The sequence below is a fragment of the Kitasatospora sp. NPDC096128 genome, assembly GCF_040303105.1.
In the GTDB taxonomy this organism is placed as follows: domain Bacteria; phylum Actinomycetota; class Actinomycetes; order Streptomycetales; family Streptomycetaceae; genus Kitasatospora.
Genome location: NZ_JBEOSP010000019.1, coordinates 1 through 13,138, shown reverse-complemented (window position 1 = coordinate 13,138; position 13,138 = coordinate 1). Strand labels below are relative to the sequence as shown.

Genomic DNA, 13,138 nt, shown 5'->3' with positions numbered 1-13,138 from the left:
CGTCCTGCCCTGTCCCGTCAGCCGAAGAAGTTCCGGACGTGGTGCAGGCCGTCGATCAGCGCGTCGACCTCGCCCGGCGTCGAGTACAGGTAGAACGACGCCCGCGTGGTCGCCGGAATTCCGTACCGGAGGCAGACCGGACGCGCGCAGTGGTGTCCGACGCGCACGGCGATGCCCTGCTCGTCCAGCACCTGGCCCACGTCGTGCGGGTGGATGTCGCCGAGGGTGAAGGAGATCGCGGCGCCGCGGTCCACGGCCGTGCGCGGACCGATGATCCGCAGGTCGGGGACCTCCAGCAGGCGCTCCACCGCGTACTCGGTGATCGCGTGCTCGTGCGCGGCGATCTTGTCCATGCCGATCGCCGACAGGTAGTCGATGGCCGCGCCGAGCCCGACCGCCTGGGCGATCGGCGGGGTGCCGGCCTCGAACTTGTGCGGTGCCGGGGCGTAGGTGGACGAGCCCATGGTGACGGTCTCGATCATCTCGCCGCCGCCGAGGAACGGCGGGAGGTCCTCCAGCAGCTCCTGGCGGCCCCAGAGCACGCCGATGCCGGTCGGGGCCAGCATCTTGTGGCCGGTGAAGGCGACGAAGTCGGCCTCCAGCGCCTGCACGTCGAGCACCATGTGCGGCGCGGCCTGCGAGGCGTCGATGACGACCAGCGCGCCGACCGACTGGGCCTTGCGGACGATCGTCTCGACCGGGTTGACCGTGCCGAGCAGGTTGGAGACCAGGGTGAAGGAGACCACCTTGGTCTTCTCGGTGATCAGCTCGTCGATGTCCGACAGGTCGAGCCGGCCCTCGTCGGTGAGCCCGAACCACTTGAGCTTCGCACCGGTGCGCTGCGACAGCAGCTGCCACGGGACGATGTTGGAGTGGTGCTCCATCTCCGTGATCACGATCTCGGAGTCGGCGTCGACCTTGTACGGCTCGTCGGCCCAACCGAGCATGTTGGCAACGAGGTTGAGCGACTCGGAGGCGTTCTTGGTGAAGATCACCTCGTTGCGGCTCGGCGCGTTGACGAAGGCCGCGACCTTGTCGCGGGCGCCCTCGTACAGCGCCGTGGCCTCCTCGGCGAGCACGTGCACGCCGCGGTGGACGTTGGCGTTGTGCCGCTCGTAGTAGCCGGTCAGCGCCTCGAGCACCTGGCGCGGCTTCTGCGAGGTGGCCGCGTTGTCCAGGTAGACGAGCGGCTTGTCCTCGTGGAGCAGACGCTGCAGGACCGGGAAGTCCTTGCGGATCGCGTCGGTGTCCAGCAGGCCGGACAGCGGGGTACGGGTCACTCGGAAGCGCCCCCCTTCACATACGCCTCGTAGCCCTCGTTCTCCAGCTTGTCGGCCAGCTCGGCGCCGCCGGACTCGACGATGCGGCCGCCCGCGAAGACGTGGACGTGGTCGGGCTTGATGTACCGCAGGATGCGGGTGTAGTGGGTCACCAGCAGGGTGCCGACCTCGCCGGTGGAGCGGACCCGGTTGATGCCCTCGGAGACGATCCGCAGCGCGTCGACGTCCAGGCCGGAGTCGGTCTCGTCGAGGATCGCGATCTTCGGCTTGAGGAGCTCCAGCTGGAGGATCTCGTGGCGCTTCTTCTCACCGCCGGAGAAGCCCTCGTTGACGTTGCGCTCGGCGAACGCCGGGTCCATCTGCAGGGCGGCCATCGCCTCCTTGACCTCCTTGACCCACAGCCGCAGCTTGGGGGCCTCGCCGCGGACGGCGGTGGCGGCGGTGCGCAGGAAGTTGGAGACCGAGACGCCGGGGACCTCGACCGGGTACTGCATGGCCAGGAAGACGCCGGCCTTGGCCCGCTCGTCGACGGACATCTCCAGGACGTCCTCGCCGTCCAGCAGCACGGTGCCGCCGGTGACGGTGTACTTGGGGTGGCCGGCCAGCGAGTAGGCCAGGGTGGACTTGCCGGAGCCGTTCGGACCCATGATGGCGTGGGTCTCGCCCTGCTTCACGGTCAGGTCGACGCCCTTCAGGATCTCGCGCGGGCCGTTCTCGGCCTCGACGGAGACGTGCAGGTCGCGGATTTCAAGGGTTGCCATGTGTACTCAGGACTCCTGGTTGACGGAGACGAGCACATCGTCCCCTTCGATCTTTACGGGGTAGACAGCGACCGGCTTGGTGGCGGGCAGGCCGGAGGGCTTGCCGGTGCGCAGATCGAAGCTGGAACCGTGCAGCCAGCACTCGATCATGCAGTCCTCGACCTCGCCCTCCGAGAGCGAGACGTTCGCGTGCGAGCAGGTGTCGTTGATCGCGAACACCCCCTCGTCGGTGCGGACGACCGAGACCGGCACGCCGTTGAGGTCCACGCGCTTGGGCACGTCCTCCTGAAGGTCGCTCAGCGCGCAGGCACGGAGGAAGCTCATCGGGATCAGACCGCCGCTTCGAGCTCGGCGTCGATCTTCTCCAGGAGCTGCTCCTGGACCTCGGCCACGCCGATCTGCTGGAGCAGCTCGGCGAAGAAGCCGCGGACCACCAGGCGGCGGGCCTCGTCGGCGGGGATGCCGCGGGCCATCAGGTAGAACAGCTGCTCGTCGTCGAAGCGGCCGGTCGCCGAGGCGTGGCCGGCGCCGACGATCTCGCCGGTCTCGATCTCCAGGTTCGGGATCGAGTCGACCCGGGCGCCGTCGGTGAGCACCAGGTTCCGGTTGAGCTCGTAGGTGTCGGTGCCGAGCGCGGCGGCGCGGATCAGCACGTCGCCGACCCAGACCGCGTGGGCGTCCTGGCCCTGCAGCGCGCCCTTGTACGCCACGTTCGACCGGCAGTGCGGCGTGTCGTGGTCGATGACCAGGCGGTGCTCCAGGTGCTGGCCGGCGTCGGCGAAGTACAGGCCGAACAGCTCGGCCTCGCCGCCGGGGGCCGCGTAGTTGACCCGCGGGTGCAGGCGGACCAGGTCGCCGCCGAAGGTGACGACCACGGACTTGAACGAGGCGTCCCGGCCGACCAGCGCGCTGTGCTGGGCGGCGTGGACGGCGTCCCGGTCCCAGTCCTGGACGGAGACGAAGGTGAGCTTGGCACCGTCGCCGACCAGCAGCTCGACGTTGGCGGCCCGGGTGCCGGTGCCCTCGTGGTTGAGCACCACGACGGCCTCGGCGAACGGCTTGACGTCGATCACCACGTGGGCGAAGCGGACCCCGCCCTCGGCGCGCACGTCGATCCTGACCGGCTCGGTCAGCACCGCGTCCTTGGGGACGGTGACCACGAGCGCCTGCTCGAAGGCGCTGAACGCCTGCGCGGCAACCCGGTCGACCGGCGTGCCGGCCTTGCCCACCCGGGCGTCGTCCCGGCCGACGGTCTCGGTGGTGACACCGTCCGGCAGCGTGAACTCGACCTTGTCCTCGCCCCGCTCGCCGGCGGCGGCGGTGCCGTCGTGCAGACCGCCGAGGCGGTGCAGCGGCGTGAACCGCCAGTCCTCCTCGCGGCCGGTGGGCACCGGGAAGTCGTTCACGTCGAAGGACGGCTTGACCGCGACGCGCGCGTCGATCGGCTGCTGGACGGTGGTCCGGCCGGTGCCGGGGCCGGCGAGCTGCGCGCCCGCGCCGGCGGTGCCGACCTCGATCGAACCGGCGGTGGTCGCCCCGGTGGTGTTCCCAGCGACATTCAAAGGCGTGTCAGCCATGGCTGTTCGTAGTGCTCTCTTCCTCGGAAATCAGTGGACGGCGACAGCGGTCGGGGGTCAGCCGACCGAGCCCTCCATCTGCAGCTCGATCAGCCGGTTGAGCTCCAGCGCGTACTCCATCGGCAGCTCGCGCGCGATCGGCTCGACGAAGCCACGGACGATCATCGCCATGGCCTCGAACTCGGTCATGCCGCGGCTCATCAGGTAGAACAGCTGGTCCTCGCTGACCTTGGAGACCGTCGCCTCGTGGCCCATGGACACGTCGTCCTCGCGGACGTCCACGTACGGGTAGGTGTCCGAGCGGGAGATGGTGTCGACCAGCAGCGCGTCGCACAGCACGTTGGACTTGGCGCCCTTGGAGCCCTCACCGATCTCGATCAGACCGCGGTAGGAGGTGCGGCCGCCACCGCGCGCCACCGACTTGGAGACGATGTTGGACGAGGTGTTCGGCGCCATGTGCACCATCTTGGCGCCGGCGTCCTGGTGCTGGCCCTCGCCCGCGAAGGCGATCGACAGGGTCTCGCCCTTGGCGTGCTCGCCCATCAGGTAGACGGCCGGGTACTTCATGGTGACCTTGGAGCCGATGTTGCCGTCGACCCACTCCATGGTCGCGCCCTCGTACGCCACGGCGCGCTTGGTGACCAGGTTGTAGACGTTGTTCGACCAGTTCTGGATGGTCGTGTAGCGGCAGCGGCCGCCCTTCTTGACGATGATCTCGACGACCGCCGAGTGCAGCGAGTCGGAGGAGTAGATCGGCGCGGTGCAGCCCTCGACGTAGTGGACGTAGGCGTCCTCGTCGACGATGATCAGCGTCCGCTCGAACTGGCCCATGTTCTCGGTGTTGATCCGGAAGTAGGCCTGCAGCGGGATGTCGACGTGCACGCCCTTCGGCACGTAGATGAACGAGCCGCCGGACCACACGGCCGTGTTCAGCGCGGCGAACTTGTTGTCGCCGGCCGGGATGACCGTGCCGAAGTACTCCTTGAAGATCTCCGGGTGCTCGCGCAGCGCGGTGTCGGTGTCCAGGAAGATGACACCCTGCTCCTCCAGGTCCTCGCGGATCTGGTGGTAGACGACCTCGGACTCGTACTGGGCGGCGACACCGGCGACCAGGCGCTGCTTCTCCGCCTCCGGGATGCCCAGCTTGTCGTAGGTGGCCTTGATGTCCGCGGGCAGGTCCTCCCAGGACTCGGCCTGCTTCTCGGTGGAGCGGACGAAGTACTTGATGTTGTCGAAGTCGATGCCGGTGAGGTCGGAGCCCCAGGTCGGCATGGGCTTCTTGCCGAACAGCTTCAGGCCCTTGAGCCGCAGGTTCAGCATCCACTCGGACTCGTTCTTCTTCGCCGAGATGTCGCGGACGACGTCCTCGCTGAGCCCGCGCTTGGCCGTGGCACCGGCGGTGTCCGGGTCGGCCCAGCCGTACTCGTAGTTGCCCAGGCCTTCGAGCTCGGGGTGCGAAACGGTGTCAGTCATGCGAGCTTCCTAACGCGCGGACGCTGAATCTTCGGTGGACGCGGAGTTTTCATGTACTGGCAGTCGGCACTGCATCGGAACCGTGGCCCGCGGGGGGCTGGGCGGGCGACGATGCGGCACCGGGTGCCGGCACATAGGTGGTGCAGACCCCGTCGCCGTGGGCGATGGTGGCCAGCCGTTGCACATGGGTGCCCAGGAGCTGGGAGAAGACCTCGGTCTCCGCCTCGCAGAGCTGCGGGAACTGCTCGGCGATGTGCGCGACCGGGCAGTGGTGCTGGCAGAGCTGGGCGCCCGCCGGGGCCTTGGCCACGGCCGACGGGACACGCCGCACCGTGGCAGCGTACCCGTCCGCGCTCAGCGCCTGGGCGAGGGCCTCCGGGCGTTCCTGCGCCTCGGCCCCCCGCAGTGTCTCCCGGTACTTCTCGCCCTGCTTGCCGAACCGGGCGCGGGCGAAGGCGGCGACCGCCTCCTCGCCCGCCTTGCCGCCGCCCACCGCGTCGGAGATCCAGCGCAGCGCGTCGGCGGCGAGCTGGTCGTACGCCTGGTAGAAGGCGTCCCGACCGGCGTCGGTGAGGGCGAAGACCTTGGCCGGGCGGCCCCGGCCCCGGCTGCCGTAGACCCGCTGTTCGCGGGACTCGACCAAACCGGTGGCGGCCAGGCCGTCGAGGTGGCGGCGGACGGCGGCGGCGGTGAGGCCGAGCCGGGTCGCCAGGTCGGCGGCGGAGGAGGGGCCGTGGTCCAGGATGGACCGGGCGACCCGGTCCCGGGTGGCCCGGTGGCCCTCCAGCAGCACCTCGGCCGCCGTCACGGGCACGTCACAGCCGGGGGCCGACTCGGCCTCCTGCTGCGGGGTGTGCTCGCGCATGTTTTTCACAACACCAGTGTTGCGTAATTACTTCCGGCAGGACAAGCCGTGATCCAGGCCTCACCCGTGGCATCTGTCACGCAGGTAAGCCTTACCTGACCTGCGAAAACGATCACGAAGGCCGGTGTCCGGCCTGCGCGTTCGGCCCTCTTAGACTCGCCGGTATGCATTCCGAACCCGCGGTCCAGGTCGCCGGGCTGGTCAAGCGCTACGGTGACAAAGCCGCGGTGGACGGCCTCGACCTCACCATCGCACGCGGCGCGATCACCGCCGTGCTCGGCCCCAACGGCGCCGGCAAGACCACCACCATCGAGACCTGCGAGGGCTACCGCCGCCCCGACGCCGGCACCGTCCGCGTCCTCGGCCTCGACCCGGTGGCCCAGAGCGCCGCCCTGCGGCCCCGCATCGGCGTCATGCTCCAGTCCGGCGGGGTGTACGCGGGCGCGCGCGCCGTCGAGATGCTGCGCCACACCGCCAAGCTGCACGCCCACCCGCTGGACGTGGACGCCCTGGTCGAACGCCTCGGCCTCGGCTCCTGCGGCCGCACCACCTACCGCCGGCTCTCCGGCGGCCAGCAGCAGCGGCTCGCCCTGGCGATGGCCGTGGTCGGCCGCCCCGAACTGGTCTTCCTGGACGAGCCCACCGCCGGCCTCGACCCCCAGGCCCGCCGCGCCACCTGGGACCTGGTCCGCGACCTGCGCCGGGACGGCGTCACCGTGGTGGTCACCACCCACCACATGGACGAGGCCGAACAGCTCGCCGACCACGTCGCCATCGTCGACCGCGGCAGGGTCATCGCCGGCGGCACCACCGAGGAGCTGTGCCGCGGCGGCGCCGAGGACGCCCTGCGCTTCGACGGCCCGCCCGGCCTCGACCTCGGCCCGCTGCTCAAGGAACTGCCCGCGGGTGCCGCCGCCACCGAGACCGCCCCCGGCAGCTACCGCGTCGAGGCGCCGCTCGACCCCAGTCGGCTGCTGGCCACCGTCACCGGCTGGTGCGCGGCCTCCGGCGTCCTGCCCGAACGGCTCGCGGTGCAGCGGCGCAGCCTCGAAGACGTCTTCCTCGACCTGACCGGACGGGAGCTCCGCTCGTGAGCGAACGAAGTGAGCGAACCATCAAGGGGTGCGAATGGTGCGAAGCGCCCGCCGAGCGGAGCGAGGTGGACGCATGAGCACGTACTCGCCGAAGCCCGGCGCCGCACCCGTCGGCCGGATGCTGCTCGCCCAGACCGCCTTCGAGACCAGGATGCTGCTGCGCAACGGCGAGCAGCTGCTGCTCACCGTGGTCATCCCGACCGTGCTGCTGGTGCTGTTCTCCGCCGTCGACGTCGTCGCCGTCGAGGGCCCCGGCAAGCGGGTCGACTTCCTGGCACCCGGCCTGCTCGCGCTGGCCGTGATGTCCACCGCGTTCACCGGGCAGGCCATCGCCACCGGCTTCGAGCGCCGCTACGGCGTGCTCAAGCGGCTCGGCGCCAGCCCGCTGCCGCGCTGGACGCTGCTGACCGCCAAGACCGGCTGCGTCCTGGTGACGGAGACCCTCCAGGTCGCCCTGCTGTCGGTGATCGCCCTGGCGCTCGGCTGGTCCCCGCACGGACTCGCCACACCGCAGGGGGCCTTGGCCGTCGCCGCCCTGCTGGTCCTGGGCACCGCCGCGTTCTCCGGGCTCGGCCTGCTGATGGCCGGCACCCTCAAGGCCGAGGCCACCCTGGCCGCCGCCAACCTGGTGTTCATCCTGCTGCTGCTCGCGGGTGGGGTGATCGTGCCGCTCACCAAGTTCCCGGACGCCGTACGGTCCGTGCTGGAGCTGCTGCCGATCTCGGCGCTCTCGGACGGGCTGCGCTCGGTGCTCCAGCACGGCGCCGGGGTGCCCTGGTCGGACCTCGGCATCCTGGCCGGCTGGGCCGTCCTGGGGCTGGCCGCGGCCGCCCGGTTCTTCCGCTGGGAATGACCTCGCCCCCCACAACGCAGCGACGCCCCCGACCTCTTGCGGTCGGGGGCGTCGCGCGTTTCAGCCGGTCCCGGGGGGTCAGCCCTGGCTGCCGCCGCGCCGCTTGCGGGCGAGCAGCACGAGCGCGCCACCGACCAGCAGCACGCCGCCGCCGGCCGCCGCGATCATCGGGGTGGCATCGCTGCTACCGGTCTGGGCCAGCGCCGGGGCGCTGGTGCTGGGCGCCGGGACGGCGGGGGTCCTGCTGGGGGTGGGCGTCACCGAGGGGGTCGGGGTGGCGCTCGGCGTCGGGGTCTGGGTCTTGGTCGGCGTCGGGGTGGGCGTCGGCGTCTTGGTGGGGGTCTCGGTCGGGGTCGGGGTGGGGGTGTGGCACGGCGCGATGGTCTTGGTCTCGTCGATGTTCCACCCCTTCTCGGCCGGGGTCTCGGTGGTCTTGACCACCAGGTGCGCCGTGACCGGGGCGTCGTGGTCCTTCACCGGGAAGTTGCCGTGGAACTCCGTGGGGAAGTCCTTTGCGTCCAGGACCTTCTCGTCGCCGATGGTGAGGCTGACGGTGTTCTTCACGTCAGGCTTGCCGCTGTAGTTGATCAGGTCGATCACGACCTTGTCGCAGGTCACCGACCAAGTCGGCACGTGCGCCGAGGCGTTGGTGGCCAGCGCCAGCGGCAGGAGAATTCCGGCCGCCGCCGTACCGGCGAGTGCCGCCGCGCCCATCCGAATGTGCCGCTGCTGTCGCGCCATTACCCTGTTCCCCTCCGAACGGTCTTGCGCAGCAGGCGGGTTGAAGTGGTTCGCGGTGGCCCACTACGACATGTCCGGGGGACTCTACCGGCACTTCCACACCTCGCCACACCCCGCCGTGCGACCGGATTTCGTCTGTCGGTCCGTTCCTGGATGTGCACGACCAGCCCATCACAGCTGCCACCTCGCAGAACGCGGAATCGGCAAACTTGAATGAACTTCGTCACCTTCAGAGCAGAACGGCGCCCCCGGTGAGCAGGTTCAATCACCGGGGGCGCCCTGTCGACACGTCGACGAACAGTCCTACCGCTCAGGCCTTTCAGGCCTTTCAGGCGTTCTTGGCCGCCTTCCGCCGGGCCGCCACCACGATCCCGCCACCGGCGGCGAGCACCACGGCGCCGCCGATCGCCAGCGGCAGCACCGGGCCGGAGCCGGTGTGCGCCAGGTTGCCGCCCTCGTTCGCCGAGGCGGACGGACTGGCCGAGGCACCCGGCACGACCGCCGAGGAGGAGGCCGACGGGCCGACCGAACCGGACGGGCTCGGCTTGCCGGTCACCGGGGCGCTCGGCGAGCCGGACGGGCTCGCCGAGTCGCTCGGCGAGCCCGAGGTGGTCGGAGTCGTCGGCGTGGTCGACGGCGTCACCGGCGGGGTGACCGGCGGCGTGGCCGGGGTGGTCGGGGTGGTGCCCGGGAGGCAGCCGGTGAACGGGTAGTGGTGGGTCTCGGCGCCGCCCTTGCCGGTCAGCGAGGCCGCGATCACCGAACCGTTGACCGGGCCGCCGCTGCCGAGGTCGAAGGCGGCGTTCGGCGCGAGCACCGTACCGGCCCACGCGGCGGCGCTGTTCTTGACCACCTTGGTCGCGCTGGGGAAGTTCCAGAGCAGCTTGGACCGGATCGCCCCGCCCGACGCGCTCTGCAGCTTGTCGTCCAGCACGAAGGACGACGTGCCCGCGTCCCAGAGGAAGAAGCCGGTCGTCCGGGCCGCGGCCATGTCGTACGAGCCGCCGGTGACGTTGACGACGGTCACCGAGCCGGCCGGCACCTTGACGTAGATCTCCTTGGCGCCCTGGAGCTTCCCGGCGTCGACGGTGAAGCTGTTGTACTTCGCGTCGCCGCCGGTGAACGTCAGCTTCGAGCCGTCCGCCTGGACGGTGGCGCCCGCGGTCTGCGGAACGGCGGCCAGCGCGGTGGCGGCGGAGCGCAGCCCGGTGAACTCGGCCTTGAAGTCGATCGGCGACGGGCCTTGGGCGATGGTGCCGGCGTGGGCCTGGACGACAGCGCCCTCGGCCTTGTCGCCGTAGACGCCGTTGCCCTTCATCACCTGGGTGTTGTGGCCGGTGATCGTGCCGGCCACAACGAGGGCGTTCCTGCCGGGCAGGGCGTCGACCTCGGCGGCGGTCAGCTCCTGGCCGACCGAGAAGCCGCCGGTGAAGTTCGCGTTGCCGCCGACGGCGACGGCGCCCTCGGCGTCGGGGGTGTGGGTGTCGTCGCCCTCGATGAACTCGCCGTAGAGGTTGGCGACGCCGAGGTTGCGGCACTCCTGGTCGGCGGCCACAGCGTGGGCGGACGGGGCGATCAAGCCCGCGAGTGCGAGCGAACCGCCGACCGCGAGCGCGGCGGCGGAGGTGGATATGCGCATGTGCAGGATCTCCGCTTGGTGCGGGAAGAGTGGGAGCGGCCCGAAAAAGGTATGGACCAATCCGCACTCTTTCGGCCGGACGGGTGAATGGTCAAGACCAATGACCGCCTTGCCCGAACAGTCCCCTTTGCTCCCCCGGTGCCGGACCCCGCGCCCCGCGCCAAGATCGCCTGTAAGGCCGCCTACGATTGAGCGCGTGCCTAACCTCTTCTCCCTGCTCGCCGAGCGCTGGCAGCCCTCCGCCGCGATGGTCCGGCGCGCCGCGTTCGCCGCGCTGGTGATGAGCGTGGTCATCGTCGTCACCGGCGGCGCCGTCCGACTCACCGCCTCCGGCCTCGGCTGTACGACCTGGCCCCGCTGCACCGCCGAGAGCCTGACGCCCACCGCCGAGATGGGCTTCCACGGCGTCATCGAGTTCACCAACCGGATGCTCACCTACGTGCTGAGCGCGGCAGTCGGCTGGGCGATCCTCGCCGCCCGCTGCCACCGCCCCTGGCGGCGCAGCATGACCAAGCTCGGCTGGGCCCAGTTCTGGCTGGTGATGAGCAACGCCGTACTCGGCGGCATCACCGTGCTGACCGGCCTCAACCCGTACACGGTGGCGCTGCACATGATCGCCGCCATGGCGTTGGTCTGGGTCGCCCTCCTGATGTGGGAGCGCAGCAAGGAAGGCGACGGCCCGGCGAAGCTGCTGGTGGCCCGCCCCATCCACCAGCTCTCGTACGTCCTGGTCCTGGTCGTCGGCCTGCTGGTCGCGGCGGGCACCCTGGTCACCGGCGCCGGCCACCACCCGGGCACGCCCAAGGACAACAAGATCGTCCCCCGCATCCCGATCGACTACGACCGGCTGGCCCAGTTCCACGCCGACCTCGCGTTCGTATCGGTGGGGCTCACCATCGCCCTGATCTTCGTCTTCGCCGCGATCAAGGCCCCCCAGGCAGCCAAGTCCCGCACCAAGGAACTGCTGGCCGTGCTCCTGCTCCAGGGCGTCCTCGGCTTCATCCAGTACTTCACCGACGCCCCCGAGCTCATGGTCGGCCTCCACATGCTGGGAGCATCCCTGACCTGGATCGCCGCCCTCCGCATCCCCCTCGCCCTGCGCGTACGCGAGATAGAGGCGACCGCGGAGAAGCTCCCCATCCAAACCCCGCAAACCGCGACCGTCTGAGCATCACCGACGGCCCCCATCCGAGCAGGATGGGGGCCGTCGCCGTCACGGTCAAAGGCGGCTAGCGCACCACGGGGATCTCTCCGGAGCGCCAGTCGGCCAGCCGCCTGCGGATGTTCGACACCATCGGCAGCCCGTCCGTCTCGGCCGGGGTGAACCACGCCACCTCGTGGGACTCATCGGACACCCGCAACTCCCCACCGAGCGGCCGTCCGAGGAGGCAGATGGAGAACTCCTGGCGGACCTCGCCGTCGTCGTAGGCGAACACATGGCCCGGGTCGGTGCAGGTTCCGACGATCCCGGTGATCGCGATGTCGATGCCGGTCTCCTCACGGGTCTCGCGGACACTGCAACCGGCGAGCGACTCACCGATCTCCATCGTGCCGCCGGGCAGCGCCCACATCCCGTTGTCGGTGCGCCGTTGGAGCAGCACGCGGCCCACATCGTCGACCACGACCACAGACGCGGCCGGGACCAGCGAGTTCGCCTCGGGAGCGTCGGGGTCATCCACGTAGTCACGCCTGGGCACGATCCACCACCTCCACTGCCGGGACCGTCCACACGTCCCGCCCCTTCAGCCACAAGTCCTCGATACCCTCACCCACGTTCCAGCACCCCACCGGCAGCTCCCAGGCCCCGTTTCAGCCCGCCGGATCGCCAACACTCGCCGACCGCACCCGGGTCTGGGCCGCCTACGGCGTGTCCGCCGCGGCCGGGCTGCACGTCGTCGTCGCGGCCGTCATCCTGATCAACCGATCCCGCTGAACTCCCGTGCGCGCCGTCGGCCCGGCGGCGCGCACGGGCCCACCATTGCCCTTCCCTTCCGGGCGAGACAGTGCAACTCGACAATGAGGAGGCGCAGTACAGATGACGACCGCACCGTGGGGCACCACCCGCATGGGCCCGTACCCCGAGTCCAGCCCGGTCCCCGGCCCGGGCTGGAACCTGCCCATCTGAACCCCGCAACGGCCCGGCTCCCCGCTCGGGGAGCCGGGCCATCCGGGACGAGCGCAGGGTGGTGGCGACAGCCGATACGGTGGTGTCGAGCAGCAGGAGGATCGGATGAGCGTCCAACCCGCACACCACCCGGAGCCGCAGCCGCGCGTCCCACGTACTCCGGACGGCATCGCCGAAGCTCTCACCGGCGCCCGCCGCATGGCCTTCTACCGCGAACTCGGCCAGGCCCCGATCGATCGGGTCGAGCAGGTCCTGAACCGCTGGTGGTGCGAGGCGGAGATGGACGCCGACCCCGAGCAGGACCGCATCATCGCCGCCGCCCGCGCCGGCACCCTGCCTACCGTCACCATGGCCGACATCGTCCGGTTGCGCCGGGAGCGGGGCGGAGAGCTGCCGGGTGAGTGACGTCGATCCGGAGGACCTGTGGCCGGTCGAACCGTCCGAGGCCGTTCAGGACGCCTTGGCCGACCCGAAGCTCTCCGCCGAGCTGTTCTCCGCGATCGTCGCGCTCACCGTCGCGATCGCCGAAAACCCCTGGCTCCCGGAGAGCACCGCGCGGGACACCGCCGGTGACTGGCGCCGGCTTCCGATCCCGTACGGCCGCGGCCTGGTCGAGTACGTCATCGACACCGACAGCCACCTCGTCCGCCTGACCCGGGTCATCCCGCTCTGACCCGTGCCCTCCAGCCGGAACGCCGGCGGCCCGGCTCCCCGCGCGGGGAGCCGGGCC

At 70.6% G+C, this 13,138-nt stretch carries 14 protein-coding genes; 5 read left to right on the top strand and 9 right to left on the bottom strand.

From position 1 onward, the window contains the following. Nucleotides 1-17: 17 nt before the first annotated feature. From ABTY61_RS21690 to ABTY61_RS21665, 6 genes are read right to left on the bottom strand one after another with little or no spacing between them, the layout of a single operon-like run. The gene (locus ABTY61_RS21690) at nt 18-1,280 is read right to left on the bottom strand and encodes a cysteine desulfurase (RefSeq protein WP_350506660.1); all 1,263 of its coding nucleotides are present in this window, start codon (nt 1,278-1,280) and stop codon (nt 18-20) included. Beyond that, nucleotides 1,277-2,041 carry a Fe-S cluster assembly ATPase SufC gene (gene sufC, locus ABTY61_RS21685; protein WP_350506659.1) on the bottom strand — a complete coding sequence of 255 codons (765 nt, stop codon included), beginning with the start codon at nt 2,039-2,041 and terminating at the stop codon, nt 1,277-1,279. Before sufC ends, ABTY61_RS21690 begins: the two co-directional genes overlap by 4 nt. A 6-nt stretch (nt 2,042-2,047) precedes the next feature. After that, nucleotides 2,048-2,365 (bottom strand): bifunctional 3-phenylpropionate/cinnamic acid dioxygenase ferredoxin subunit, encoded by a 318-nt coding sequence (locus ABTY61_RS21680; protein ID WP_350506658.1) that lies wholly within the window; start codon nt 2,363-2,365, stop codon nt 2,048-2,050. A 5-nt stretch (nt 2,366-2,370) separates the two neighbouring features. Next, nucleotides 2,371-3,618, bottom strand: coding sequence for a Fe-S cluster assembly protein SufD (sufD, locus tag ABTY61_RS21675; protein ID WP_350506657.1), 1,248 nt, complete (start codon nt 3,616-3,618; stop codon nt 2,371-2,373). A gap of 57 nt (nt 3,619-3,675) precedes the next feature. Next, nucleotides 3,676-5,091, bottom strand: coding sequence for a Fe-S cluster assembly protein SufB (gene sufB / locus ABTY61_RS21670; protein ID WP_350506656.1), 1,416 nt, complete (start codon nt 5,089-5,091; stop codon nt 3,676-3,678). A 49-nt stretch (nt 5,092-5,140) separates the two neighbouring features. Beyond that, nucleotides 5,141-5,965, bottom strand: coding sequence for a helix-turn-helix transcriptional regulator (locus tag ABTY61_RS21665; RefSeq protein ID WP_502895392.1), 825 nt, complete (start codon nt 5,963-5,965; stop codon nt 5,141-5,143). 155 nt (nt 5,966-6,120) lie between these two features. Between ABTY61_RS21665 and ABTY61_RS21660 the strand changes: the two genes are divergently transcribed. Continuing rightward, nucleotides 6,121-7,050, top strand: coding sequence for an ABC transporter ATP-binding protein (locus ABTY61_RS21660; protein WP_350506654.1), 930 nt, complete (start codon nt 6,121-6,123; stop codon nt 7,048-7,050). Between the two features lie 73 nt (nt 7,051-7,123). Further along, nucleotides 7,124-7,903, top strand: a complete 780-nt coding sequence (locus ABTY61_RS21655; protein WP_350506653.1) for an ABC transporter permease — start codon at nt 7,124-7,126, stop codon at nt 7,901-7,903. Between the two features lie 78 nt (nt 7,904-7,981). Here ABTY61_RS21655 and ABTY61_RS21650 read toward each other — a convergent pair whose 3' ends face one another. Continuing rightward, on the bottom strand, nt 7,982-8,644 hold the full coding sequence (locus ABTY61_RS21650; RefSeq protein ID WP_350506652.1) for an LAETG motif-containing sortase-dependent surface protein: 663 nt from the start codon (nt 8,642-8,644) through the stop codon (nt 7,982-7,984). A 328-nt stretch (nt 8,645-8,972) separates the two neighbouring features. Beyond that, nucleotides 8,973-10,283 (bottom strand): choice-of-anchor A family protein, encoded by a 1,311-nt coding sequence (locus ABTY61_RS21645; protein WP_350506651.1) that lies wholly within the window; start codon nt 10,281-10,283, stop codon nt 8,973-8,975. A 196-nt stretch (nt 10,284-10,479) separates the two neighbouring features. On the opposite strand from ABTY61_RS21645, the gene ABTY61_RS21640 reads away from it, so the two are divergent. Then, a complete protein-coding gene (locus ABTY61_RS21640) occupies nt 10,480-11,451 on the top strand; it encodes a COX15/CtaA family protein (protein ID WP_502895391.1) in 972 nt (323 codons plus the stop codon). A 61-nt stretch (nt 11,452-11,512) separates the two neighbouring features. On the opposite strand, the gene ABTY61_RS21635 is transcribed toward ABTY61_RS21640, so the two are convergent. After that, the gene (locus ABTY61_RS21635; RefSeq protein ID WP_350506650.1) at nt 11,513-11,980 is read right to left on the bottom strand and encodes an NUDIX domain-containing protein; all 468 of its coding nucleotides are present in this window, start codon (nt 11,978-11,980) and stop codon (nt 11,513-11,515) included. A gap of 533 nt (nt 11,981-12,513) precedes the next feature. On the opposite strand from ABTY61_RS21635, the gene ABTY61_RS21630 reads away from it, so the two are divergent. Then, nucleotides 12,514-12,813 carry a hypothetical protein gene (locus ABTY61_RS21630; protein WP_350506649.1) on the top strand — a complete coding sequence of 100 codons (300 nt, stop codon included), beginning with the start codon at nt 12,514-12,516 and terminating at the stop codon, nt 12,811-12,813. Beyond that, the gene (locus ABTY61_RS21625) at nt 12,806-13,081 is read left to right on the top strand and encodes a hypothetical protein (RefSeq protein WP_350506648.1); all 276 of its coding nucleotides are present in this window, start codon (nt 12,806-12,808) and stop codon (nt 13,079-13,081) included. Before ABTY61_RS21630 ends, ABTY61_RS21625 begins: the two co-directional genes overlap by 8 nt. Nucleotides 13,082-13,138 lie beyond the last annotated feature (57 nt).

What these genes read in the sequence shown, in the direction of transcription:
- sufC (WP_350506659.1), bottom strand. Translation starts at nt 2,041, where the DNA reads ATGGCAACCCTTGAAATCCGCGACCTGCACGTCTCCGTCGAGGCCGAG.
- ABTY61_RS21680 (WP_350506658.1), bottom strand. Translation starts at nt 2,365, where the DNA reads ATGAGCTTCCTCCGTGCCTGCGCGCTGAGCGACCTTCAGGAGGACGTG.
- sufD (WP_350506657.1), bottom strand. Translation starts at nt 3,618, where the DNA reads ATGGCTGACACGCCTTTGAATGTCGCTGGGAACACCACCGGGGCGACC.
- sufB (WP_350506656.1), bottom strand. Translation starts at nt 5,091, where the DNA reads ATGACTGACACCGTTTCGCACCCCGAGCTCGAAGGCCTGGGCAACTAC.
- ABTY61_RS21660 (WP_350506654.1), top strand. Translation starts at nt 6,121, where the DNA reads ATGCATTCCGAACCCGCGGTCCAGGTCGCCGGGCTGGTCAAGCGCTAC.
- ABTY61_RS21655 (WP_350506653.1), top strand. Translation starts at nt 7,124, where the DNA reads ATGAGCACGTACTCGCCGAAGCCCGGCGCCGCACCCGTCGGCCGGATG.
- ABTY61_RS21650 (WP_350506652.1), bottom strand. Translation starts at nt 8,644, where the DNA reads ATGGCGCGACAGCAGCGGCACATTCGGATGGGCGCGGCGGCACTCGCC.
- ABTY61_RS21645 (WP_350506651.1), bottom strand. Translation starts at nt 10,283, where the DNA reads ATGCGCATATCCACCTCCGCCGCCGCGCTCGCGGTCGGCGGTTCGCTC.
- ABTY61_RS21630 (WP_350506649.1), top strand. Translation starts at nt 12,514, where the DNA reads ATGAGCGTCCAACCCGCACACCACCCGGAGCCGCAGCCGCGCGTCCCA.